21 protein-coding genes are annotated in these 19,403 nt (G+C 70.5%); 8 read left to right on the forward strand and 13 right to left on the reverse strand.

What is annotated here, in order from left to right:
* Nucleotides 1-229: 229 nt before the first annotated feature.
* Together D0Z67_RS19595 and D0Z67_RS19600 are read right to left on the reverse strand one after the other, a co-directional pair.
* Nucleotides 230-487: a WhiB family transcriptional regulator gene (locus tag D0Z67_RS19595; protein WP_016639615.1), complete on the reverse strand. Its 258-nt coding sequence runs from the start codon at nt 485-487 to the stop codon at nt 230-232.
* A 320-nt stretch (nt 488-807) separates the two neighbouring features.
* Entirely contained in the window at nt 808-1,776 is a 969-nt protein-coding gene (locus D0Z67_RS19600) for a diacylglycerol/lipid kinase family protein (RefSeq protein ID WP_031181148.1), read from the reverse strand.
* A 124-nt stretch (nt 1,777-1,900) separates the two neighbouring features.
* On the opposite strand from D0Z67_RS19600, the gene D0Z67_RS19605 reads away from it, so the two are divergent.
* Nucleotides 1,901-2,392 carry a hypothetical protein gene (locus D0Z67_RS19605; RefSeq protein WP_031181149.1) on the forward strand — a complete coding sequence of 164 codons (492 nt, stop codon included), beginning with the start codon at nt 1,901-1,903 and terminating at the stop codon, nt 2,390-2,392.
* 26 nt (nt 2,393-2,418) lie between these two features.
* Here D0Z67_RS19605 and D0Z67_RS19610 read toward each other — a convergent pair whose 3' ends face one another.
* From D0Z67_RS19610 to D0Z67_RS19620, 3 genes are all read right to left on the reverse strand, one after another.
* The gene (locus D0Z67_RS19610) at nt 2,419-3,507 is read right to left on the reverse strand and encodes an RNA polymerase sigma factor SigF (RefSeq protein WP_382847419.1); all 1,089 of its coding nucleotides are present in this window, start codon (nt 3,505-3,507) and stop codon (nt 2,419-2,421) included.
* Between the two features lie 17 nt (nt 3,508-3,524).
* A complete protein-coding gene (locus D0Z67_RS19615) occupies nt 3,525-3,941 on the reverse strand; it encodes an ATP-binding protein (RefSeq protein ID WP_018544439.1) in 417 nt (138 codons plus the stop codon).
* Nucleotides 3,942-4,205: 264 nt separating this feature from the next.
* Nucleotides 4,206-4,466, reverse strand: coding sequence for a UBP-type zinc finger domain-containing protein (locus tag D0Z67_RS19620; protein ID WP_031181152.1), 261 nt, complete (start codon nt 4,464-4,466; stop codon nt 4,206-4,208).
* 61 nt (nt 4,467-4,527) lie between these two features.
* Between D0Z67_RS19620 and D0Z67_RS19625 the strand changes: the two genes are divergently transcribed.
* Entirely contained in the window at nt 4,528-6,123 is a 1,596-nt protein-coding gene (locus D0Z67_RS19625) for a Na+/H+ antiporter (RefSeq protein ID WP_031181153.1), read from the forward strand.
* On the opposite strand, the gene D0Z67_RS19630 is transcribed toward D0Z67_RS19625, so the two are convergent.
* Nucleotides 6,120-7,025: a 1-aminocyclopropane-1-carboxylate deaminase/D-cysteine desulfhydrase gene (locus tag D0Z67_RS19630; RefSeq protein ID WP_031181154.1), complete on the reverse strand. Its 906-nt coding sequence runs from the start codon at nt 7,023-7,025 to the stop codon at nt 6,120-6,122. The two genes, D0Z67_RS19625 and D0Z67_RS19630, sit on opposite strands and share 4 nt — an antisense overlap.
* A 29-nt stretch (nt 7,026-7,054) precedes the next feature.
* The gene (locus D0Z67_RS19635) at nt 7,055-7,648 is read right to left on the reverse strand and encodes an N-acetylmuramoyl-L-alanine amidase (protein WP_031181155.1); all 594 of its coding nucleotides are present in this window, start codon (nt 7,646-7,648) and stop codon (nt 7,055-7,057) included.
* 296 nt (nt 7,649-7,944) lie between these two features.
* On the opposite strand from D0Z67_RS19635, the gene D0Z67_RS19645 reads away from it, so the two are divergent.
* The 3 genes from D0Z67_RS19645 to D0Z67_RS19655 all read left to right on the forward strand — a co-directional run bounded on the left by D0Z67_RS19645 (nt 7,945) and on the right by D0Z67_RS19655 (nt 11,120).
* Complete coding sequence (locus D0Z67_RS19645) at nt 7,945-9,351, forward strand: family 2B encapsulin nanocompartment shell protein (protein ID WP_031181156.1); 1,407 nt, start codon at nt 7,945-7,947, stop codon at nt 9,349-9,351.
* A 76-nt stretch (nt 9,352-9,427) separates the two neighbouring features.
* A complete protein-coding gene (locus D0Z67_RS19650; protein WP_031181157.1) occupies nt 9,428-10,549 on the forward strand; it encodes a family 2 encapsulin nanocompartment cargo protein polyprenyl transferase in 1,122 nt (373 codons plus the stop codon).
* A gap of 214 nt (nt 10,550-10,763) precedes the next feature.
* The gene (locus D0Z67_RS19655) at nt 10,764-11,120 is read left to right on the forward strand and encodes a DUF952 domain-containing protein (protein WP_031181158.1); all 357 of its coding nucleotides are present in this window, start codon (nt 10,764-10,766) and stop codon (nt 11,118-11,120) included.
* A gap of 10 nt (nt 11,121-11,130) precedes the next feature.
* On the opposite strand, the gene D0Z67_RS19660 is transcribed toward D0Z67_RS19655, so the two are convergent.
* Together D0Z67_RS19660 and sodN are read right to left on the reverse strand one after the other, a co-directional pair.
* Entirely contained in the window at nt 11,131-12,174 is a 1,044-nt protein-coding gene (locus D0Z67_RS19660; RefSeq protein ID WP_078873290.1) for a YihY/virulence factor BrkB family protein, read from the reverse strand.
* Between the two features lie 169 nt (nt 12,175-12,343).
* A complete protein-coding gene (sodN, locus tag D0Z67_RS19665) occupies nt 12,344-12,739 on the reverse strand; it encodes a superoxide dismutase, Ni (protein WP_031181160.1) in 396 nt (131 codons plus the stop codon).
* A gap of 144 nt (nt 12,740-12,883) precedes the next feature.
* Here sodN and sodX point away from each other — a divergent pair, with 144 nt between their 5' ends.
* Nucleotides 12,884-13,315, forward strand: coding sequence for a nickel-type superoxide dismutase maturation protease (gene sodX / locus D0Z67_RS19670; protein ID WP_031181161.1), 432 nt, complete (start codon nt 12,884-12,886; stop codon nt 13,313-13,315).
* Here sodX and D0Z67_RS19675 read toward each other — a convergent pair.
* A complete protein-coding gene (locus D0Z67_RS19675) occupies nt 13,201-13,848 on the reverse strand; it encodes a CGNR zinc finger domain-containing protein (protein WP_031181162.1) in 648 nt (215 codons plus the stop codon). The two genes, sodX and D0Z67_RS19675, sit on opposite strands and share 115 nt — an antisense overlap.
* A 47-nt stretch (nt 13,849-13,895) precedes the next feature.
* Between D0Z67_RS19675 and D0Z67_RS19680 the strand changes: the two genes are divergently transcribed.
* Complete coding sequence (locus D0Z67_RS19680) at nt 13,896-14,711, forward strand: class I SAM-dependent methyltransferase (protein WP_078873292.1); 816 nt, start codon at nt 13,896-13,898, stop codon at nt 14,709-14,711.
* A gap of 59 nt (nt 14,712-14,770) precedes the next feature.
* Here D0Z67_RS19680 and D0Z67_RS19685 read toward each other — a convergent pair whose 3' ends face one another.
* Genes D0Z67_RS19685 through D0Z67_RS19695 form a run of 3 tightly spaced genes read right to left on the reverse strand, consistent with a single transcriptional unit; the run spans nt 14,771 to nt 17,491 of the window.
* On the reverse strand, nt 14,771-15,523 hold the full coding sequence (locus D0Z67_RS19685; protein WP_031181164.1) for an amino acid ABC transporter ATP-binding protein: 753 nt from the start codon (nt 15,521-15,523) through the stop codon (nt 14,771-14,773).
* Nucleotides 15,524-15,570: 47 nt separating this feature from the next.
* A complete protein-coding gene (locus D0Z67_RS19690; RefSeq protein ID WP_031181165.1) occupies nt 15,571-16,506 on the reverse strand; it encodes an amino acid ABC transporter permease in 936 nt (311 codons plus the stop codon).
* A 37-nt stretch (nt 16,507-16,543) separates the two neighbouring features.
* Nucleotides 16,544-17,491 (reverse strand): ABC transporter substrate-binding protein, encoded by a 948-nt coding sequence (locus D0Z67_RS19695; RefSeq protein WP_031181166.1) that lies wholly within the window; start codon nt 17,489-17,491, stop codon nt 16,544-16,546.
* A gap of 598 nt (nt 17,492-18,089) precedes the next feature.
* Here D0Z67_RS19695 and D0Z67_RS19700 point away from each other — a divergent pair.
* The gene (locus tag D0Z67_RS19700) at nt 18,090-19,313 is read left to right on the forward strand and encodes an NAD(P)-dependent malic enzyme (RefSeq protein WP_031181167.1); all 1,224 of its coding nucleotides are present in this window, start codon (nt 18,090-18,092) and stop codon (nt 19,311-19,313) included.
* Nucleotides 19,314-19,403: the final 90 nt, after the last annotated feature.

Below are 19,403 nucleotides of genomic sequence, written 5' to 3' on the forward strand. Positions count from 1 at the left end.
GCTCGGGCAAGCGAAAAGCCCCGGACCGGTGATGGTCCGAGGCTGGTGCTCGTTGCTGAGCTGCTCCGCCGGGGCGGAGCCCCCCTGGTCCGGCGGAGCCGGGACCCGGGGAAAGCATCGGGGGTACTGCGCGCTGCGGCTCGGGGCGGGAGAAGCGTGGTGCCCGGTACGGGAGTTACCCGTCGGGCCCACGCGCCGCCAAGCTCAGGCTGTCAGCAGGGGTGACTCGTCAGGCAGAAGCCTGGCGAGCACGGTTGCGGGCGGCGCGGCGCTTCATCGCGCGACGCTCGTCCTCGCTCAGACCACCCCAGACGCCGGAGTCCTGACCGGACTCGAGCGCCCACTGCAGGCACTGCTCCATGACGGGGCAGCGACGGCAGACGGCCTTGGCTTCCTCGATCTGCAGCAGCGCGGGACCGGTGTTGCCGATGGGGAAGAACAGCTCGGGGTCTTCCTCGCGGCAAACGGCGTTGTGACGCCAGTCCATGGCTGCTACCTCTCCTTGGTATTACATGCAGATTGCTTGTGAATGTGAACGCTTTCACGAGTCCCTCAACAAGTGAAGGGCCGATCACCGGGTCTCCCCGGCGTGGACCTGTGTTTTGAAGAGGGGTTCTGGCGACCACTGGAAGCCGGTCTTGCGGGCCGTCCCGATCGCCATGTAGAGACTCGCAAACCTCGGCGACGGATACAACCCCTTCCGGAAGATTTTTTTTGATTCCTCGGTGTCGACTAGGTCACAGCCGTACTTCCATGGGGTGGACGGTGGCCTAAACGTTCGAGTGAAAGGACTTTAGCCCGTTCCGCTCACACAATCACACGCAGTGCACGGCGAACGCCTGTGAACGTCACGCTCCTCCGCAGCCCCAGGTGGTCACCGTCCATCTGAAGGGGCAGGGGGACCTTCGAATGCAAGGTGAAGCGGTCCAGGTCGTGCAGCGAGACAGCGTGTCTTCCATGGGGTCCCCGCTCGGGGGACGAAGTGAGCAACTGGGTCGCATACCGGGCAACCGCGGCCGTGGAGAGCCGCTTCAGACCGAGTACGTCGACGCCTTTATCGAACGACGCCTTAGGCGATGTGTACATCGGGCGATTGCCGAGATACGTCCACGGCGACGTGTTCGAGACTATGGCGACGGCGAGATCCGACACCGGTTCCGCCCCCGGACGTTCCAGGGTGATCGTGCCGTGTCTGCGATTCGGTTCACCCATGAACTGCCTTGCCACTTGGCGGACATAGAGCGCGTGCGTCGACTTCTTGCCGCGCTCCCGTTCCCTTTCGACCCTGCCCACAACTCCGGCGTCGAAGCCGAGTCCGGCATTGAAAGTGAACCAGCGCTCCGGCACCGCCTCGTCCGCCGTGCCCGGGGTGCCCGAGGTGAGGCCGAGGCCCACCACGCGTTCCCGGCGCTCGCGCAGGGCGTCCAGCAGGGCGCCGGTCGCCTCGACGGGGTCGTTGGGCAGGCCGAGCGCGCGGGCGAAGACATTGGTCGAGCCGCCGGGGACCACCGCGAGACCGGGCAGCCGCTCGGGGTCGGGGCCGGCGTGCAGCAGGCCGTTGACCACCTCGTTCACGGTGCCGTCGCCGCCGAGGGCCACCACCATGTCGATGTCGTCACTCTCCGCAGCCGACCGCCCCAGATCACGCGCGTGACCCCGGTACTCGGTGTTGACGACCTCCAGCTTCATCTCGCTGGCGAGCGCGTGGATGAGTACGTCGCGTCTGCGGGCGCTTGTGGTGGTTGCCGCCGGATTGACCACGAGAAGTGCACGCATGCATGGCAGCGTACCTACTGGGGGGTATCCGGCCCAGGGAGAGCCGGAGATCCACGGACGAAGAGGGCGTGAGCCTCACCACGCACCCTCCGGGGCCCGTCGCACACGGGGCTACCCTTCTCGGGTGAGCAGTGAGCAGACCCCCGCGCAGACCCCCGCGCAGAGTGCAGTGCAGAGTTCCGTGCCGGAGAGCGGCACCGGCACCGCGCCGGCCGCCGGAGAGCGCCCGCGCCGGCTGACGTACGCCGCCGCGCTGGCCGCGCTGGAGGGGATCGCCCTCGTCGTGGCGGGCGGCTGGATTCTCGCGCTCGGTCTCGCCGGCAGTCCCGACGACCGTCAGCAGGCCGTCACCGGGGGGATCACCCTGCTGGTGCTCGCGCTGCTGCCGCTGCTCGCGGCGCGCGGGCTGTGGCAGGTGCGCCGCTGGAGCCGGGGCCCCGCCGTCATCACCCAGATCCTCGCGCTGCCGGTCGCCTACAACCTGCTCCAGGCCGAGAGCGTCGCCATCGGGGCGGGCATCGCCCTCGCGGTCGTCTCGGTGACGGCACTGGTGCTGCTGGTCAACCCGGCCACGACCCGCGCCCTCGGGATCACCGGGCCGGGCCGCGCCGAATAGCGCCAATAACGCCCCCTCGGGGGTCTCTACTCCTCCACCAGGAGCTTCTCCCGCAGCTGGGCCAGGGTGCGGGCCAGCAGCCGGGAGACGTGCATCTGCGAGATGCCGACCTCCTGCGCGATCTGCGACTGGGTCATGTTGCCGAAGAACCGCAGCAGCAGGATGCGCTTCTCACGCGGCGGGAGGTCCTCCAGCAGCGGCTTGAGCGACTCCCGGTACTCCACCCCCTCCAGCGCCTCGTCCTCCGCGCCGAGGGTGTCGGCGACCGCCGGGGACTCGTCGTCGGTGTCGGGGACGTCCAGCGACAGCGTCGAGTACGCGTTCGCCGACTCCAGCCCCTCCAGCACCTCCTCCTCGGAGATCGCCAGCTTCTGGGCCAGCTCGTGCACCGTGGGGGAGCGGCCGTGCAGCTGCGACAGCTCGGCCGTCGCCGTGGTCAGCGCGAGCCGCAGCTCCTGGAGCCGGCGCGGCACCCGGACCGCCCAGCCCTTGTCGCGGAAGTGCCGCTTGATCTCCCCGACGACCGTGGGAGTGGCGTACGTGGAGAACTCCACGCCCCGCTCCGGGTCGAACCGGTCCACCGACTTGATCAGGCCGATGGTGGCGACCTGGGTCAGGTCGTCCAGCGGCTCGCCCCGGTTGCGGAAGCGGCGCGCCAGATGCTCCACGAGCGGCAGATGCATCCGGACCAGCCGGTTGCGCAGCTCCGCGTACTCCGGGCTGCCGTCCTTCATGCCGCGCAGCTCCACGAAGAGCGCCCGCGCCCCGCTGCGGTCGTGCGGGTCGTGCCGTGCCGCCCGGACGGTCTCCGCGCCCGGCGCGGTGTCCCCGGCGTATCGCTCGTGCTCGCTCATCGTCCCGCCCGTAGCCCTTCCCCGAGCCCTCGCCTCCGCGCGGTCGGCGGGCTGTTCCCCGCCGCGCTCCCCCGGAGGCGCGCTCCGTGCGGCACCCTCGCCGCCGGCCCGCGCGGAGTCGTCCTCCGGGTGGGGCCGGGCCTGCTCGGGGATGCCGTCGACGCCGTCGGCCATGTGCCGGGGGCCGTCCTGGGGGACCGCCCGCAGGCTCTCGGCCTTATTGGCCGGCAGTTCTCGCGCGCCGCGCTCTTCGTCCCGCACCGGACCGTCCCCGTTCCTCACGCCGGGCCGGGGCCCGCGCCGCGCTGTTTGTAGAGACTGATCGACACGGTCCGGTCCTCGTCGACGGCGGAGGACACCTTGCCCGCCAGGGCCGACAGCACGGTCCAGGCGAACGTGTCGCGCGACGGGGCGTGGCCGTCGGTGGTCGGAGCAGACACCGTGACCTCCAGCGAGTCGTCGACGAGGCGGAAGACGCAGCTCAGTACCGAGCCCGGCACGGCCTGCTGGAGCAGGATCGCGCAAGCCTCGTCGACCGCGATGCGCAGGTCCTCGATCTCGTCCAGGGTGAAGTCCAAGCGGGCCGCCAGACCGGCCGTGGCCGTCCGCAGCACCGACAGGTAGGCACCCGCGGCCGGAAGCCGGACTTCCACGAAGTCCTGGTTCGCCGTGGGCTCGCCTGCGATCTGGGACACCCTCACCTCCATGGTGGTACAAGCTTCACGGGGCCGAGGGTCGCCCCCCGGGGTAACGCGTACGTGGTTCCGCGGTGACGCTATCGCGCCCGGAACGTTCCTGTCCCCGCGCCCCCGGCCCCCTGGCGTTACTCACAGTAAAGCTCCGTATACGCTCCGTGTCTAGGGGGTGGGGCGGATTCAAATGGGAAGAGCGCGCGCCGGGTTGACGTACCCAGGCATCGGGCGCCCGAACCACCCGGAACACCGCCGTGCCGTCCACTTTCACACGAGTACGTGGTCCACGAAACACCACCGCCAGTCGTCTCCGGGTTCGAACGTCCGCATCACCGGATGACCCGAGTCCGCGTGGTGCTTCGTGGCGTGCCGGTTCGGCGAGGAGTCGCAGCAGGCGACATGGCCACAGGTGAGGCAGAGCCGCAGCTGCACCGGGTCGGTCCCTTCCGCGAGACACTCCAGGCACGTCTCGCTCAGCGGGCCGGGTTCCGGAAGCGGCAGCGCGGCGACGTGCGTGCACTGTTTCATGATTGCCAGATTACGTCGGGAGCGCGGGGACCCGCGCGGAGAACGAGGATGGGCGAAGAACATGGACGTCATGCCGCTCCTGCTGCTGATCGCGGGGAGCGCGGCCGTCGCGGGCGCCGCCCGGCGCGGGCCGGTGCCCGCACCGCTGTTGCTGGTCGGTGTCGGCCTCGCCGCCTCCTATCTGCCGGGCGTGCCGGACTACACCCTCGACCCCGAGGTGGTCCTCCCGCTTCTGCTGCCCCCGCTGCTCTACACCTCGGCGAGCGACAGCTCCTACCTGGACCTGCGCGCCCAGGTGCGGCCGGTGGCGCTGCTGTCGGTGGGCTACGTCCTCTTCGCCACCGTCGCCGTCGGCTGGGTCGCGCATCTGATCGTGCCCGGTCTGCCGCTGACCGCCGCGCTGGTGCTGGGCGCGGTGGTGGCGCCGCCCGACGCGGTCGCGGCCACCGCGGTCGCCCGCCGGCTCGGGCTGCCGTCGCGGATCACCACGATCCTCCAGGGCGAGTCCCTGCTGAACGACGCCACCGCCATCACCGCGTACAAGGTGGCCCTCGCCGCCGCCATCGGGGAGGGCGCCACCTGGACGGGCGGGCTGGTCGAGTTTCTGATCGCGGCGGTCGGCGGTGTGGGCGTCGGGCTGGTGCTGATGGCGCCGCTGCACTGGCTGCGCACGCATCTGCGCGAGCCGCTGCTGCAGAACACCCTGTCGCTGCTGATCCCGTTCGTCGCCTACAGCGTCGCCGAGCAGTTCCACGCCTCCGGGGTGCTCGCGGTCGTGGTCGTCGCGCTCTACCTCGGGCACCGCGCGTGGGAGGTCGACTTCGCCACCCGGCTCCAGGAGGAGGCGGTGTGGAAGATGGTCGCCTTCATCCTGGAGTCCGCCGTCTTCGCGCTGATCGGGCTCCAGCTGCGCATCGTCGTCGAGGGACTGGGGGCGAACGAGGGCATGCGGGCGGTCCTGTACGCGGCTGTCCTCTTCGTGGTCGTCGTCCTGGCCCGGCTCGCCTGGGTCTACCCGGCCGCCTTCCTGCCCCGCCTGCTCTCCGCACGCATCCGGGAGCGTGAGGAGAACCCCACCTGGCGGGGCGCCCTGGTCACCGGCTGGGCCGGGATGCGCGGCGTGGTCTCGCTCGCCATCGCCTTCTCCATCCCGCTGACCGTGCACGGCGGGCACCCCTTCCCGCAGCGCAACCTGATCCTCTTCCTGACCTTCACCACCGTCATCGGCACCCTGGTCATCCAGGGCCTCAGCCTGCCCCCGCTGATCCGCGCCCTGCGCTTCCCCGGCCGCGACCCGCGCGCGGACACCCTCGCCGAGGCCAACGCCCAGGCCCAGGCGTCGCGCGCGGCCGAGAACCGGCTCGACGAACTCCTCACCGACGAGCGCAACACCCTGCCCGCGCCGCTGGCCGACCGGCTCCGCGCGGTCATGGAGCGCCGCCGGGACGCCGTCTGGGAGCGCCTCGGGCAGGCCAACCCGGTCACCGGCGAGTCCGTGGACGACACCTACCGCCGGCTGTCCCGCGAGATGATCAGCGCCGAGCGCGATGTCTTCGTACGCCTGCGCGATCACCGCTACATCGACGACGAGATGCTCCGGGCCCTGCTGCGCCGGCTCGACCTGGAGGAGGCCGCCGCGTACCGGGAAGTGGCCTAAAACGTACTGTCCGGGAAGGGGTGGCCGGTGATCACCGCGGCCACGGCGGTCCCGCGCGGGAAGGCGCCCTCCCCGGCCAGCGTGGTGAGCGCGAACAGCAGCTTGGCGACGTACAGCCGCTCCACGGGCACCCCGTGCCGCTCCTCGAAGTCGGCCGCGAAGGCGTCCAGCTCGGGGGTGGTCCGGGCGTAGCCGCCGAAGTGGAAGCGCTCCTCCAGGTGCCAGTCGCCGGTGCGGGCGCCGAAGGCCCGCTCCTGGAGCGCGCTCACCTCGGCCGCCAGGAAGCCGCCCTTGAGCACGGGCACGCCGATGGCGCGCTGTCCGGGGGCGAGCCCGGCGGCCAGTCCGGCGAGCGTGCCGCCGGTGCCGCAGGCCACCGCGACGACCTCCGCGCAGCCCGCCAGTTCCTCGCCCAGCGCCACGCAGCCGCGCACCGCTTCGGCGTTGCTGCCGCCCTCCGGGACGACGTACGCGCCCTCCGCGCGGGCCGCGCGCAGCAGGGCGGCCATGGTCTCCGGCTCGCTCTTGCGCCGGTAGGTGGCCCGGTCGGTGAAGTGCAGCCGCATGCCGTCGGCCGCGCACCTGGCCAGGGAGGGGTTCAGCGGGCGGCCGGCCAGTTCGTCGCCCCGGACCACGCCGATGGTGGGCAGTCCGAGCAGCCGGCCGGCGGCCGCGGTGGCGCGCAGATGGTTCGAGTACGCGCCACCGAAGGTGACCAGCGTCCGGCCCCGCGCCGCCTCGATGTTCGGCACGAGTTTGCGCCACTTGTTGCCGATCAGCTCCGGGTGGATCAGATCGTCCCGCTTCAGCAGCAGCCGCACGCCCTGTCGGGAGAAACGGTTGTCCCGTAGCTCGGCGAGGGGCGAGGGGAGTGCCGGGGCGAGGGGGTCGGCGCTGGTCATCCAGCCATTGTCGCCCCTGTGGGCGGGCCTCAGCCCTTCAGCTGGGCCTTGATCCGGGAGCGGAGCGAGGCCATGGTGAAGCCGCGCGGGTCGATCTTGCCGGGCTGCCATTCGAGGTGGCCGATGACCGAGCGTTCCGTCCAGCCGTGGTGGCGGCAGATCGCGGCGGCGGCCCGCACGATCGCCTCCATCTGGGCGTCGGGCCAGGGGTCCTTGCCGTCGCCGAGGTTCTCGCACTCGAAGCCGTAGAAGTACCGGTTGCCGTCGGTGTTGGACTCGTTGTCCGGCGGCAGGCCCTTCTCGGCGATGACCGCGCGCAGCACTTCGTCGTCACCGAGTCCGGCGTGGTTGGCGCGGCCGTAGCCGACCAGGTGGACCTTGCCGTCCTTGGTGATCACGCCATGGCAGAGCGGGCCGGGAAGCTCGTCATAGCCCTCGCGGCACATTTCCACGGTGCGGGCGCTGCCGCTGGTCACCGTGTGGTGGATCATGACGCCGTGCATCGGGCCCCAGGGGCCCTTGTGGTTGCGGTTGTGGGTCCGCCAGCTGCCGACCTCCACGACCTTGACGCCCTCGGCCTTCAGCGCGCTGAGAAAACCGCTTGCGGACATGGGTGGGGACATGGCCGCCTCCTTCGTGCTCTTCGGGAAGTTTTGGACGGACCGGCCGTCGCGACCCATCCGTCACGGTGCTTGTACCGACGTACGGGGGCGGGAATCACATCGTTCGCTCGCTGTGCGAGCCGATCCGGCCAATTCCGGGTCGGGGTCGACGGAGTCCCCCAGTCTGCCCAGTAGTCCGATGATCCATTCCCCTTCTTTCGGGTAATGGTGCGAGCACGTTCCGTGATGGAAAGCTCAGTCGTGAGACCGGTGCCAGGCGAGATTCGGCACGGGCAAACATGGGAGGGCAATTCCTTATGTCGGTAGGCGAAGAGGTCCGCACGGAACAGGGCAAGCCGCAGCAGTCCCTGGGCACGGCGGCCGCGCGGAACCTGGCCACCACCACCAAGTCCGCACCCCAGATGCAGGAGATCAGCTCCCGCTGGCTGCTGCGCAACCTGCCCTGGGTGGACGTCCAGGGCGGCGCGTACCGGGTGAACCGGAGGCTGACGTACACCGTGGGGGACGGTCGCATCACCTTCGTGAAGACCGGGGACCAGGTCGAGGTCATCCCGGCCGAGCTGGGCGAACTGCCCGCGCTGCGCTCGTACGAGGACGAAGAGGTACTGACCGAGCTGGCCCGGCGCTGCCGGCAGCGCGACATCGCGGCGGGCGAGGTGATCAGCTCCTTCGGCACCCGCACCGAGGAGGTGTACCTGCTCGCCCACGGCCGCGTGGAGAAGGTCGGCACGGGCCCGTACGGCGACGACGCGGTGCTCGAAGTCCTGGCCGACGGCGCCTACTTCGGCGAGGCGGCGCTGATCGACCCCGACGCCATCTGGGAGTACACCGCCCGCGCCGCCACCGCGTGCGTGGTGCTCGTGCTCAGCCGCTCCGACTTCGAGCAGGTCGCCGAGCGCTCCGACTCCCTGAGCGAACACGTCGGCCGGCTGCGCGCGCTCCCGGACCAGCGGACCAACAAGTACGGCGAGAAGGAGGTCGAGCTGGCGGCGGGCCACTCCGGCGAGCCCGACATCCCGCACACCTTCGTCGACTACGAGGCGCGTCCGCGCGAGTACGAACTCAGCATCGCCCAGACCGTGCTGCGCATCCACTCCCGCGTGGCCGACCTCTACAACCAGCCGATGAACCAGACCGAGCAGCAGCTGCGGCTCACGGTCGAGGCGCTGAAGGAGCGCCAGGAACACGAGCTGGTCAACAACCGCGAGTTCGGCCTCCTGAACAACTGCGAGTACGACCAGCGGCTCCAGCCGCACGACGGCGTCCCCGGCCCGGACGACCTGGACGAGCTGCTCAGCCGCCGCCGGGGCACCAAGTTCCTGCTCGCCCACCCGCGCGCCATCGCGGCGATTGGGCGCGAGCTGAACAAGCGCGGACTGGTCCCGGAGACCATCGACGTGGGCGGCAACCGCATCCCCACCTGGCGCGGGGTGCCGATCTACCCGTGCAACAAGATCCCGGTCAGCGAGGCCCGGACCACCTCGATCATCGCGCTGCGCACCGGCGAGGCCGAGCAGGGCGTGATCGGCCTGCGCCAGTCCGGCCTCCCGGACGAGATCGAGCCCAGCCTGTCGGTGCGCTTCATGGGCATCAACGAACAGGCCGTCATCAACTACCTGGTGACCGCCTACTACTCGGCCGCCGTCCTGGTGCCGGACGCGCTGGGCGTGCTGGAGAACGTGGAGATCGGCCGGTGGCGGTGACACGGCCGCCCGCTTCCCGTCCCGGCGGCCGGCGCCGGGGCGGGGGTCCCACCGTGCTCGTCGGCGAGGGAGGGCCATGAGCGAATCCATCGTGGAGACCGGGGAGTGCCCCGCGCCGGTCTCGTCGGACGGGGTGCCCCGGCCACGCCGGGCGGCGGACGACTCGCCGGGGCACGAGGCGGTCGTCCTGCTGGAGCGCACCCGGGGTGTCGTGGACCCCGAACTACGCGCCGCGGTCGAGTCGTTGCCGGGTCAGCTGCGCCGGGTCGCGCTCTACCACTTCGGCTGGAGCCACGCGGACGGCACCCCGGCCGCGGGCAACGCGGGCAAGGCGATCCGTCCGGCCCTCGTCCTCGCCGCGGCGTCCGCGCTGGGCGGCGCGGAGGCGCGGACGGCGGCCGTACGGGCCGCGGCGGCGGTCGAACTGGTCCACAACTTCACGCTGTTGCACGACGACGTGATGGACCGCGACACCACCCGCCGGCACCGGCCCACGGCCTGGACCGTGTTCGGCGACCCCGACGCGATCCTGGCCGGGGACGCCCTGCAAGCCCTGGCGCTGCGCCTGCTCGCCGACGATCCGCACCCGGCGTCCGGCCGGGCGGCGGCCCGGCTCGCGGAGTGCGTGATCGAACTGTGCGCCGGACAGCAGACCGACACCGCCCTGGAACAGCGCGCACCCGGCGAGGTCGGCCTCGACGAGGTGCTCGCCATGGCCGAGGCGAAGACCGGTGCCCTGCTCGGCTGCGCCTGCGCCCTGGGCGCGCTGTACGCGGGCGCGGAGGACGAGGTGGTGGCGGCGCTGGACACCTTCGGCCGGCAGGCCGGGCTGGCGTTCCAGCTCATCGACGATGTGATCGGCATATGGGGCGACCCCCGGCGTACCGGCAAGCCGGCCGGTGCCGACCTCGCCGTCCGCAAGAAGTCGTTGCCCGTGGTCGCCGCGCTGACCTCCGGTACCCCGGCGGGGACCGAACTGGCCGCGCTGTACGCCCGCCCGCACACGGCAGGGGACAGCGGCGACATCGCCCGTGCGACGGTCGCGGTGGAGCAGGCGGGCGGCCGGGACTGGGCCCAGGCGGAGGCGGCGGACCGGATGGCGCGCGCGGTCCAGGAACTGGCGCGGGCGGTCCCGGCTCCGGAGGCGGCGGGGGGTCTGCTGGCCCTGGCGGAGTTCGTGACCCGGCGCAGTAGCTGAGCGTCCTCACCGGGCCCCGCGCATCCCCACGGTGCGCGGGGCCCACCCGTTCTACCCTGGTCTCATGGACAGGGAAGCCCACGTCTGTCCCGCCTGTGGCGAGTCCGTCGACATGGTCGCCGGGCGCCGCAAGACGCTGGGCGCGTGGGTCCCGGTGTGGAGACCGGGACCGTGCCGCAACCCGGACTGCGCGTCGGCCCGTAGCGTGGCCTCCATGACCCAGCAGCCCGAGGCCCGGCAGCCCGAGATCCTCCACCTCACCGAACGCGCCCTCTGGGAGGCGGCCCGCGAGCAGGGCTCGTACGAGGTCTCCACCCGGGGCCGCACCCTGGAGGAGGTCGGCTACATTCACTTCTCCACCCGCGCCCAACTCCCGCGCGTGGCCGCCTTCCTGTACGGCGAGGAGCCCGGCCGGGACGACCTCGTGGTCCTGGTGGTCGACCCGGCCCTGCTGGACGCCCCGCTGAGGTACGAGCCGATGCCACCGGCGGGGGAGGAGTTCCCGCACGTGTACGGGGCGCTGCCGGTGTCGGCGGTGGTGGACGTGGAGCCGTGGAAGGCGGCCGAGTAGGCCCTTCGGGTCAGGACTCCAGGCGCCGGCGGTCCTCCTCGTCCCAGGTGCGGGTGTCGCGGGGCTCGACGTAGGGCTCCTCGTCGGCCGGGTGACCGCCGGCGATGGCGCGGTGGCGGCTCATCTCCGCGTCGAACTCCAGGCCGAGCAGGATCGCCAGGTTGGTGAGCCACAGCCACACCAGGAAGACGATCACGCCCGCGATGGCGCCGTAGGTCTTGTTGTAGGAGGAGAAGTTCGCGACGTACAGCGCGAAGGCGGCCGAGGCGACCAGCCAGACCAGCAGGGCGAGGAAGCTGCCCGGGGTGATCCAGCGGATGCTGCGGATCTTGGCGTTCGGGGTCGCCCAGAACAGGATCGCGATCATGAGCGTGACCAGGACGGCGAGCACGGGCCACTTGGCGATCGACCACACCGTCAGGAACGAGTCGCCGACGCCCAGCGTGGTGCCCACCCGGCGGGCCACGCTGCCGGTGAGGACGACGATCAGCGCGCTGATCACGGCGATGACCATGAGCACCACGGTCACCCCGAGCCGCACGGGCAGCAGCTTCCACACCGGGCGGCCCTCGGGCACGTCGTACACCGCGTTGGCGCTGCGGATGAAGGCGGCCACATAGCCGGAGGCCGACCACACCGCGAGCGCCAGGCCCACGACCGCCATGACCGAGCCGACGCCGCCCTTGCCCTGCATCTGCTGCACGGCGGCGCGCAGGACGTCGCGGGCGGGGCCGGGGGCCATCTGCTGGATGTTGTCCAGCACCTTCTGGGTCGTCGACCGGCCGACGAGCCCCAGCATCGAGACCAGCGCCAGCAGCGCCGGGAACAGCGCGAGGACGCCGTAGTAGGTCAGCGACGCCGCCCGGTCGACGAGGTCGTCCTTCTGGAACTCCTTCAGGGTGCCCTTGAGCACCGCACCCCACGAGTGCGCGGGCAGATCCGTCAGCGAGTCCGGCGCCCGCCGCTCCACCTGCTCCGTCGGCCCGACCCGCGTCTCCTGCCCGGCCGACGCGTCCTCGTCGCGCGCCCCGAATCCACTCAGCGATTTCTCCATGCCTGGCGGATGTCCCGAGAGCGGCGGCGTATGTCGGCGGGGTTCGTCTCAGCGGCCGGCACACCCGGGGCCACCAAAAAACCGCACCCGGCGCCTCAAATGCGCCGGGTGCGGTCGGGGACACTGCAAAATCAGACACGTTGCAGGCCGGAAGGGGTGACCCGGAGGATCAAGCCTTCTTCGTCTCCCAGAAGATCTTGTCGATCTGGGCGATGTAGTCCAGGGCCTTCTGGCCCGTCGCCGGGTCCGTGGAGGCCTTGGCGGCGGAGAGGGCCTTGACAGCCTCGTTGACGAGGGTGTGCAGCTCGGGGTAGCTCTCGAAGTGCGGCGGCTTGAAGTAGTCGCTCCAGAGCACGTCCAGGTGGTGCTTGGCCAGCTCGGCGCGCTGCTCCTTGATCACCGTGGCACGGATCTGGAAGTGCAGGTCGTCGTTGGCGGCCATCTTCTCCTGGATGGCCTTCACCGACTCCGCCTCGATGCGGGCCTGGGCGGGGTCGTACACACCGCAGGGCAGGTCGCAGTGGGCGCTGACCTTGACCTTGGGGGCAAACAGGCGGGAAAGCATGGAGCGTTCCTTCCTCGTGATCGTCTTCTCAGGTGGGACATTACTCCCTGAGGGACTGGTTTTCCCGAGTGCCCCCCAGGGCTTAGGACAAAAGTCCGGGGTCACACTGAGACTGTGGAGGAACGGACCGGGGAGGTGCCGGGGATGCCGGAGCTGTCGCAGGAGACCGAGCGGGGCAGGGCGCTCCCGCCCTTCGGGCTCGCCGAGGTCACGGGCCCCTCCATGGTGCCCACCCTTCACCACGGGGACCGTCTGCTGCTGCGGTACGGCGTCCCCGTCCGGCCGGGCCGGATCGTCGTCCTGCGCCATCCGTTCCAGCAGGATCTGCTGGTCGTCAAGCGTGCGGTGGAGCGGCGCGAGGGCGGCTGGTGGGTGCTTGGCGACAACCCGTACGCCGGCGGCGACAGCACCGACTACGGGGTGGTGCCCGAGGAGCTGATCCTCGGGCGGGCCGTGCTGCGCTACCGTCCGCCGGCCGGGCGCCGCTCGCCGCTGGCGCTCGTGCGCTGGGTGCTCTCCGCGGCCAGACCGCTGCTCTCGGACCGGTCGGCGGCCAGGCGCTTGCGGGCGCGGTAGGCGGCGACGTTGGCGCGGGTCGCGCAGCGGTCGGAGCAGTAGCGGCGGGAACGGTTGGTGGAGGTGTCCAGGTAGGCGTTCCGGCAGGGGGCCGCCTCGCACAGGCCCAGCCGGTCGACGCCGTACTCGGTCAGATGGAAGGCCAGGCCCATCGCGGCGATGGCCGCGTAGCCCGCGGTCGCGTTCGACGGGTGATCGGCCAGGTGCATGTGCCACAGCGGGCTTCCGTCGTCGTCGCGGACGTCGTGGCCGGAGATCTGCGGACTGACCGGGAACTCCAGGAGCAGGGAGTTCAGCATGTCCACGGCGAGCGTCTCGTCCCCCTCGTCCGCCGCCTCGAACACCGCGCGCAGCCTGCCGCGGACCGAACGGAAGCGGGTGACGTCGGCGTCGGTGGCGCGGCGGGCCGCGGACGCGTTCACGCCGAAGAGGTCGCGTACGGCCTCCACCGAGGTCAGGGAGTCCTTGCCCTGGCCCGGCTCCTCGCTGTTGACGAGGCGTACGGCGTAGTCCGAGTAATGGGCCAGTTCCACTTGTAGTCCTTACGGGGGCGCTCTATGGTCGTGTCTGCGGTCGGGTAATGGCCGGGCGCACTTCCAGGGTATTACGCGGGTGCGGAAGGGGACGGGGAAACGTGACCACCATAGGGACGGGAACGGACTGGGCCGCCTGGCAGGAGAGCTGGGACCGGCAGCAGGAGTGGTACATGCCCGACCGCGAGGAGCGGTTCCGGGTCATGCTCGACATGGTGGAGGCGTTCGCCGGTACCGCTCCGCGCGTGCTCGACCTCGCGTGCGGTACGGGCACGATCACCGCGCGGCTGCTGGCCCGGTTCCCGGAGGCGACCAGCACCGGGGTGGACCTCGATCCGGCCCTGCTCGCGATCGCGCGCGGCACCTTCGCGGGGGACGACCGGGTGGGGTTCGTCGAGGCCGACCTCAAGGACGCCGACTGGACCGCGGCGCTGCCGTACGACTCCTACGACGCGGTACTCACGGCCACGGCCCTCCACTGGCTGCACACCGGCCCGCTCACCGCGTTGTACGGGCAGCTCGCGGGGCTGGTGCGGGAGGGCGGGGTGTTCATGAACGCCGACCACATGACCGACGAGTCCACCCCCCGGATCAACGCCGCGGAACGCGCCCAGCGGCACGCGCAGATGGACCGCGCCAAGCGGGCCGGCGCCCTCGACTGGGCCGACTGGTGGCAGCTCGCCGCCCAGGACCCCGCCCTCGCCGCCCCCACGGCCCGCCGCTTCGAGATCTACGGCGAACACGCCGACGGCGACACCCCCTCCGCCACCTGGCACGCCTCCACCCTCCGCGACCAGGGCTTCGCCGAGGCGCGGGCGGTGTGGTGCTCACCTTCTGACACGTTGCTGCTGGCGTTGAGGTGACGCACGGCTGAGGGGCGGTACGGGCTGACCCGTACCGCCCCTCGGTGTATCCGCGACTGCTACAGCACCTTCGACAGGAACGACTGGGTGCGTTCGTGTTGGGGGTTGGTGAGGACGTCTCGGGGGTGGCCGGATTCGACGACGACTCCGCCGTCCATGAAGACCAGGCTGTCGCCGACCTCGCGGGCGAAGCCCATCTCGTGGGTGACGACGACCATGGTCATGCCGGACTCGGCGAGGTCGCGCATGACGTCGAGGACGTCACCGACCAGCTCCGGGTCGAGCGCCGAGGTGGGCTCGTCGAAGAGCATCAGCTTGGGCTCCATGGCGAGCGCACGGGCGATCGCCACGCGCTGCTGCTGGCCGCCGGAGAGCTGCGAGGGGTAGTTGCCGGCCTTGTCGCCGAGGCCCACCCGCTCCAGGAGCTGCATCGCCTGCTCCTGAGCCGCCCGCTTGGAGACGCCCTTGACCTGCACGGGTGCCTCGGCGACGTTCTCCGCGGCCGTCATGTGCGGGAAGAGGTTGAAGCGCTGGAAGACCATGCCGATGTCCCGGCGCTTCAGCGCGACCTCGCTGTCCCGCAGCTCGTACAGCTTGTCGCCCTTCTGGCGGTAGCCGACCAGCTCGCCGTCGACGTACAGGCGGCCCGCGTTGACCTTCTCCAGGTGGTTGATGCACCTGAGGAACGTCGACTTGCCGGAGCCGGAGGGGCCGATGAGGCAGAACACCTCGCCCGGCTTCACCTCCAGGTCGATGCCCTTGAGGACCTCCACCGCGCCGAAGGACTTGTGCACGCCCTCGGACTTCACCATCGGCACGGCCACCTTCGGCGGGGTGTCGTTCTTGCTCGGCTTGTCGCTCATGCCGCGCCTCCCTTCGGACGGCCCAGGGAGAACATGTTCGCCTTCACCTTCTGCCAGGGGGTGTCCGGCAGTTGTCGGCTGGAGCCTCGGGCGTAGTAGCGCTCGATGTAGTACTGGCCGACGCTCAGGATCGAGGTCATGATCAGGTACCAGGCGGCGGCGAGGAAGTACATCTCCACCGGTGCGCCGGAGTTCTGGCCGATGTCCTGGGCGTAGCGGAAGAGTTCGGGATACTGGACGGCCGCCACGAGCGAGGTCGTCTTCAGCATGTTGATCACTTCGTTGCCCGTGGGTGGCACGATCACGCGCATCGCCTGCGGGATCACGACCCGGCGCAGCGTCTTGGCGTGGCTCATGCCCAGCGCGTGGGACGCCTCGGTCTGGCCCTCGTCCACCGCGAGCAGACCGGCGCGGCAGATCTCCGCCATGTACGCGGCCTCGTTGAGGCCCAGGCCGAGCAGCGCCGTCAGCAGCGGCGTCATGAAGTCCGACCAGTAGTTCTTGTAGATCGGGCCCAGGTTGATGTACTCGAAGACGAGGCCCAGGTTGAACCACAGGAACAGCTGCACCAGCACCGGGGTGCCCCGGAAGAACCAGATGTAGAACCAGGCGATCGACGACGTCACCGGGTTCTTCGACAGCCGCATCACCGCGAGGACGATGCCGCCCACGATGCCGATCACCATCGACAGGACCGTCAGCAGCAGGGTCTTGCCGACGCCGGTCAGGATGCGGTCGTCGAAGAAGTAGTCGGGGATCGCATGCCAGTTGATCTTGCCCTGGCTGAAGGCGTACACGATCGCCGCGAGCAGCGCGATGGCGACGACGGCGGACACGTAGCGTCCGTAGTGCTTGACCGGGATGGCCTTGATGGCCTCCGGCGCGGCCGGGGGAGCGCCCTTGCCCCCGGCCGTCTTCTCGATGTCAGTCACAGGTATTGCCTCTCGGTGGCCGCTGAGGTTCCGCGGATCACTTGCCGCCGTTGATCGCGGCTTCCTTGACGGCGCCGTCCTGCGCGCCCCACTTCTGGAGGATCTTCGCGTACTCGCCGTTCTTGATGATCGCGTTCAGCGCGGCCTTGAGGGCGTCACGCAGCTGCGTGTCCTTCTTGGCGACGGCGATGCCGTACGGGGCCGCCTCGACCTGGTCGCCCACGACCTCGAAGTCCTTGCCGCCGCCCGAGGTCTTCACCGCGTAGGCGGCGACCGGGAAGTCGGAGGAGGCGGCGTCCACGCCGCCGGAGCGCAGCCGGGTCTGGGACTGCTGGTCGTCGTCGAACGGCTCGATGCTGATCTTCTTGCCGGCCGGACACTTCTTCGTCTCCTGCTTGGCCAGGTCCTCGGAGACCGTGCCGCGCTGGACGGCGAGCTTCTTGCCGCACAGGTCCGACCAGTCGGTGATGCCCTTGGTCTCGCCCTTGCGCGTGTAGATGGAGACGCCGGCCGTCAGGTAGTCGACGAAGTCGACGCCCTCGCCGACCTTCTTGCCCGTGTCGGGGTCGACGCCCTCCTGACGGTTCTTGTTGTCCGTCATCGCGGACATGGCCATGTTGAACCGGCCGGAGCGCAGACCGGTGAGCAGGCCGTCGAACGTGCCGTCCTCGAAACTGAACTTCACACCGAGCTGGTCGCCGAGGGCGGTGGCGAGGTCCGGGTCGATGCCGACTACCTTGCCGGAGGAGTCCTTGAACTCGACCGGGGCGTAGTGGATGTCGGAACCGACCTTGATCTCGCCCTTGCTCCGGAGGTCGGAGGGAAGCAGATCGGCGAGGGGCGCGGTGGAGGAGGCGCTGCCGGAGTCCTTGCCCTTGGTCTGGTCGCCGCAGCCGGTGAGGAGCAGGGTGCCGGCGACCGCGATCGCACCGGCCGCTGCGATCCGGGACCGTGCGGTCGTACGACGGGTGGAGCTTGCGGTCATCGTGGTTCCTCCGGCGGATGGGAAGAGAAGACGTACCGATGGGGTCGACGAGAACACACACCTTCGGGTGCCGCGACCTCGTGGGTTTACGGCATCCTGCCATTCGGACTACGCCATTCAGGGGCGTCACAATGTCAAAATCGGATAACGGGTGACCGAGAACCGCATCAGGTCGGTACATCCGCGCTCCATTCAGACCGGATGATCTGCGGAAATACGCTGTTCACACCGGAAGATCCGCAGTGGGTCTCACAATCCGGACGGCCGGTGTGCGGCGATTCGGGGGATTCGCGGGGCGGTTGAGGTTCCCCTGAGGTGCGCCCGCGGGCGCCGTGTGCGAGGGGTGCGGGGAGGACCGGGAGGGCTCGGGGGCATGCCGGGACGACATGTGACCTTGCGCCTAATGGACTCGTGGTCCGCCCCTCCGTCCGGTATGAAGGTTCTTTACACCCCTCATCCGGGGCTCAGGGCGCGTGTGCGGCGCGCCCGTCGCGTATGTGCTCGTACGTATCCGTCAATCGAGCCGTGCGCGGTGCCCGCCCACTCCTCACCCGGAGTGGTCGACCCTCAACCATGCATACCTAAGGGGTAAGACAAAGTGGCAGCGGAGATCGTCAATCCTCGCAGCGACAGCGGTGCCGGACCGGAGGGCGGGGCCGAGCCCCTGGACTCCTTCGACCCCGCTTTCGCGCTGCACCGCGGCGGCAAGATGGCCGTGCGGGCCACCGTGCCGATCCGGGACACGGAAGACCTTTCCCTCGCGTACACCCCCGGCGTCGCGCGCGTGTGCACCGCGATCGCGGAAACGCCGGAGCTGGTCAACGACTACACCTGGAAGTCCTCGGTCGTCGCCGTCGTCACCGACGGCACGGCCGTGCTCGGTCTCGGGGACATCGGTCCCGAGGCGTCCCTCCCCGTGATGGAGGGCAAGGCGATCCTGTTCAAGCAGTTCGGCGGGGTCGACGCGGTGCCGATCGCCCTCGACTGCACCGGCGTCGACGAGATCGTGGAGACCGTCGTCCGGCTCGCCCCCTCCTTCGGCGGGGTGAACCTGGAGGACATCTCCGCGCCGCGCTGCTTCGAGATCGAGCGGCGCCTCCAGGAGCGGCTGGACATCCCGGTCTTCCACGACGACCAGCACGGCACCGCCGTCGTCACGCTGGCCGCGCTGCGCAACGCGGCCCGGCTCAGCGGACGCGAGATCGGGCAGCTCCGGGTCGTCATCTCCGGGGCGGGGGCGGCCGGCGTCGCCATCGCCCGGATGCTGATCGAGGCCGGCATCGGGGACGTCGCGGTCGCGGACCGCAAGGGCGTCGTCTCCGCCGACCGGACCGACCTGACCGACGTCAAGCGGGAGTTGGCCTCCTTCACCAACAAGGCGAAGCTCACCGGCACGCTGGAGGACGCGCTGGCCGGCGCCGACGTGTTCGTCGGCGTCTCCGGTGGCACCGTCTCCGAGGAGGCGGTCGCCTCCATGGCGAAGGGCGCCTTCGTCTTCGCCATGGCCAACCCGAACCCCGAGGTGCACCCGGAGGTCGCGCACAAGTACGCGGCCGTCGTCGCCACCGGGCGCTCGGACTTCCCCAACCAGATCAACAACGTGCTCGCCTTCCCCGGCATCTTCGCCGGTGCGCTCCAGGTGCGGGCCTCCCGGATCACCGAGGGTATGAAGATCGCCGCCGCCGAGGCGCTCGCCGCCGTCGTCGGCGACGACCTCTCCGCCGACTACGTGATCCCCTCGCCGTTCGACGAGCGCGTCGCCCCTGCGGTCACGGCCGCCGTCGCGGCCGCGGCCCGAGCGGAGGGCGTCGCCCGGCGCTGAGCCTGCGCGCAGGCGGTCGACGGGATTCGACGGGAACGGCCTCGCCCCTTGGGGGCGGGGCCGTTCGTGCTGTCGGGGCTCGTCGTCGTT

The organism is Streptomyces seoulensis (assembly GCF_004328625.1).
Taxonomy (GTDB): Bacteria; Actinomycetota; Actinomycetes; order Streptomycetales; family Streptomycetaceae; genus Streptomyces; species Streptomyces seoulensis.

Excerpts from the sequence above, each read along its gene's own strand:
- D0Z67_RS19645 (WP_031181156.1), top strand. The coding sequence starts at position 7,945 with ATGTCGGTAGGCGAAGAGGTCCGCACGGAACAGGGCAAGCCGCAGCAG.
- D0Z67_RS19630 (WP_031181154.1), bottom strand. The coding sequence starts at position 7,025 with ATGACCAGCGCCGACCCCCTCGCCCCGGCACTCCCCTCGCCCCTCGCC.
- sodN (WP_031181160.1), bottom strand. The coding sequence starts at position 12,739 with ATGCTTTCCCGCCTGTTTGCCCCCAAGGTCAAGGTCAGCGCCCACTGC.
- D0Z67_RS19650 (WP_031181157.1), top strand. The coding sequence starts at position 9,428 with ATGAGCGAATCCATCGTGGAGACCGGGGAGTGCCCCGCGCCGGTCTCG.
- D0Z67_RS19680 (WP_078873292.1), top strand. The coding sequence starts at position 13,896 with ATGGCCGGGCGCACTTCCAGGGTATTACGCGGGTGCGGAAGGGGACGG.
- D0Z67_RS19695 (WP_031181166.1), bottom strand. The coding sequence starts at position 17,491 with ATGACCGCAAGCTCCACCCGTCGTACGACCGCACGGTCCCGGATCGCA.
- D0Z67_RS19655 (WP_031181158.1), top strand. The coding sequence starts at position 10,764 with ATGACCCAGCAGCCCGAGGCCCGGCAGCCCGAGATCCTCCACCTCACC.
- D0Z67_RS19595 (WP_016639615.1), bottom strand. The coding sequence starts at position 487 with ATGGACTGGCGTCACAACGCCGTTTGCCGCGAGGAAGACCCCGAGCTG.
- D0Z67_RS19635 (WP_031181155.1), bottom strand. The coding sequence starts at position 7,648 with ATGTCCCCACCCATGTCCGCAAGCGGTTTTCTCAGCGCGCTGAAGGCC.
- D0Z67_RS19620 (WP_031181152.1), bottom strand. The coding sequence starts at position 4,466 with ATGAAACAGTGCACGCACGTCGCCGCGCTGCCGCTTCCGGAACCCGGC.
- sodX (WP_031181161.1), top strand. The coding sequence starts at position 12,884 with ATGCCGGAGCTGTCGCAGGAGACCGAGCGGGGCAGGGCGCTCCCGCCC.
- D0Z67_RS19685 (WP_031181164.1), bottom strand. The coding sequence starts at position 15,523 with ATGGTGAAGTCCGAGGGCGTGCACAAGTCCTTCGGCGCGGTGGAGGTC.
- D0Z67_RS19625 (WP_031181153.1), top strand. The coding sequence starts at position 4,528 with ATGGACGTCATGCCGCTCCTGCTGCTGATCGCGGGGAGCGCGGCCGTC.
- D0Z67_RS19600 (WP_031181148.1), bottom strand. The coding sequence starts at position 1,776 with ATGCGTGCACTTCTCGTGGTCAATCCGGCGGCAACCACCACAAGCGCC.
- D0Z67_RS19660 (WP_078873290.1), bottom strand. The coding sequence starts at position 12,174 with ATGGAGAAATCGCTGAGTGGATTCGGGGCGCGCGACGAGGACGCGTCG.